The organism is Nocardia miyunensis NBRC 108239, assembly GCF_001613065.1.
Lineage (GTDB): Bacteria > Actinomycetota > Actinomycetes > Mycobacteriales > Mycobacteriaceae > Nocardia > Nocardia miyunensis.
The window spans coordinates 1-2,700 of record NZ_BDBQ01000177.1 but is presented as its reverse complement, the minus strand read 5'-3'; the positions used below and the strand labels follow the sequence as shown (position 1 = coordinate 2,700).

General features: G+C 69.9%; 1 protein-coding gene and 1 pseudogene. One reads left to right on the top strand and one right to left on the bottom strand.

What is annotated here, in order from left to right:
* Positions 1 to 960 (bottom strand): annotated as a pseudogene (locus NM2_RS46820) (PucR family transcriptional regulator); the annotation flags it as partial.
* Between the two features lie 88 nt (positions 961 to 1,048).
* Between NM2_RS46820 and pruA the strand changes: the two are divergent.
* Positions 1,049 to 2,700, top strand: a 1,652-nt coding sequence (gene pruA / locus NM2_RS46815; protein WP_067684256.1) for an L-glutamate gamma-semialdehyde dehydrogenase, incomplete at its 3' end; no start/stop codon positions are given.

Here is a 2,700-nt window from a genome sequence, read left to right as displayed (position 1 = left end):
CCCGTCCACCGCGACGCCGAAGGCCTGCGCGAACGCGGCCACGTCGACCTCGCCGCCGTGCGCGCCGAACAGCCGCTGGATCAGCAGCGCGTCGGTGGTCGGCGCGTGCCGGGTGCGCCAGATGACCCGTGCGGCAATGGAAGCCGCGCCGCGCAGCACCTGGGGACTGTCCGAACGCAGCGGCTCGACACCCTCCTGCACCCAGATCGTGCCCAGTACCGTGCGCGGGCGGATACCCGGCGCGCCCGGCTCGCGGATGCCGATGGCGATGCGGCGCTTGGTCTCCCACTCCCGCTGCGCCGGAACCTCCACGGTGTCACCGGTATTGCGCAGCCGGTCGAAGATGCCCTCGCGCTGCAGCCAGTGCAGATATCCCGGCGGCCCCTGCCGGCCCAGCACCGACAGCCGCCGCACCGCATCGGCGCAGGCGCTGCTGTCGGCCGAATATGCCAGCACCCGGGACTGGTCGTCCTCGATGGTGACCAGTCCGTGCGTGGATTCGGCCACCGACGCCGCGAGGCCGAACAGATCGGTGTCCAGCGCGGGCGCGGAGGTCACGGTCAGCGGCCCGCCGCCCTGGCCGATGAGCCGCCCGACGAGTGCGTGCACCATTTCCCAGCGGGCGTGCGGATGCACCGCGACGAGTGCGAGTCCGGCCTCGCGGGCGGCCTCGCGCAACTCGTCGGCCCCCTTGGAGAACATCGCACGCGGGCGATGCTGCGCCGGGCAGCGCCGGGCGAGTTCGCGCAGCCAGCGCACCGCATCGGCGTTCGACACCCCGACCTGCAGATACAGTTCCGGCAGGGGCTGGGCGGGCGTCGAATCGGGGGCCGGGTCGTCCAGATCCAGGAAGGCTGCCGACCCGACGGCCACATCCTCGCCCTCGGGCGCGTCCACCAGCGTGACGACCGAGCTGGTCAGCGCGGACAGCAGTTCCGAGAGCGGTATGAACTGGTTCACACTCTTCATTCAATCGGACGAAAACGCATCCCGCAATTCGTCCGATCGGACAAGAAAGAGTCGGTTCGTCGGGTGTTTATTTCCTGCTATGGATGCCATCACCACGGTCCCCGCACCGACCAATGAACCCGTGCACTCCTATGCGCCCGGCACCCCCGAACGCGCGCGCCTGCGCGCCGCCCTGAACGAGCTGGCCGCGAATCCCACCGAGGTCTGCCACGTGATCGACGGCAGGCACCGTCCCGGCACCGGAGCCGCGGTCGATGTGGTGCAGCCGCACCGGCACGCGGAGGTCCTGGGCACCCTGCGCCTGGCCGAGACGGACGAGGCCCGCGACGCGGTGGCCGCCGCGACCGATGCCGCATCCGCGTGGCGCGCACTGCCTTTCGACGAACGTGCCGCGATCTTCCTGCGTGCGGCCGATCTGCTCGCCGGGCCCTGGCGCGAGCGGATCGCCGCCGCGACGATGCTCGGCCAGTCCAAGACCTGCTATCAGGCCGAGATCGACGCGCCCTGCGAACTGGTCGACTTCTGGCGCTTCAACGTGCATTTCGCCCGGGAGATCCTGGCCGGTCAGCCCAACTCCTCGCCCGGGGTGTGGAACCGTACCGACTACCGCCCGCTGGAGGGTTTCGTCTACGCGATCACCCCGTTCAACTTCTCCGCGATCGCGGGCAATCTGCCCACCGCACCGGCCCTGATGGGCAATACCGTGATCTGGAAACCCTCGCCGACCCAGGCGGTGGCCGCCTACCACACGATGCGGCTGCTCGAGGCGGCCGGATTGCCGCCCGGCGTGATCAATCTGGTCCACGGGAACGGGCCCGAGGTGTCCGACGTGCTGCTGGCCGATCCGCGGCTGGCGGGCATTCATTTCACCGGGTCCACGCGCACCTTCCAGCATCTGTGGCGGGAGGTGGGCAACCGGATCGACCGGTATCGCGGCTATCCGCGGCTGGTCGGGGAGACCGGCGGGAAGGATTTCGTGCTCGCGCACTCCTCGGCCGACCCGGATGTGCTGACCACCGCGCTGATCCGCGGCGCGTACGAGTACCAGGGACAGAAGTGCTCGGCGGCCTCGCGGGCGTTCGTACCGCGTTCGGTGTGGGAGCGCATGGGCGCGGACCTGATCGACAAGGTGAGTTCGCTGCGCTATGGCGACGTCGCCGATTTCACGAATTTCGGTGGGGCGGTGATCGATCGGCGGGCCTTCGACCGGCTCGCGGGTGTGCTGGACCGCGCCAAGTCGACCGCGAGCCTGACCGTCGCGGCGGGCGGCACCTGCGACGACAGCGTCGGCTATTTCGTCGCCCCGACCCTGCTGCTCGGCGACGATCCCGGTGACGACGCCTTCCGTACCGAGTATTTCGGCCCGATCCTGTCGGTGCACGTCTACGACGACGCGCGCCCCGGCGCGTTCGAGGACGTCCTGGATCTGGTCGACTCGGGTTCGCCCTACGCGCTGACCGGAGCGGTCATCGCCCAGGACCGGCAGGCTGTCGAGAAGGCCGGCGCCGCACTGCGATTCGCGGCCGGGAACTTCTACCTCAACGACAAGCCGACCGGCGCGGTGGTCGGTCAGCAGCCCTTCGGCGGCGCCCGCGCCTCGGGTACCGACGACAAGGCCGGATCCGCGCTCAACCTGCTGCGGTGGGCCTCGCCGCGTTCGATCAAGGAAACCTTCGTTCCGGCGACCGCGCACGAATATCCGCATCAGGCAAGCGAATCCGAGGAGTCGAA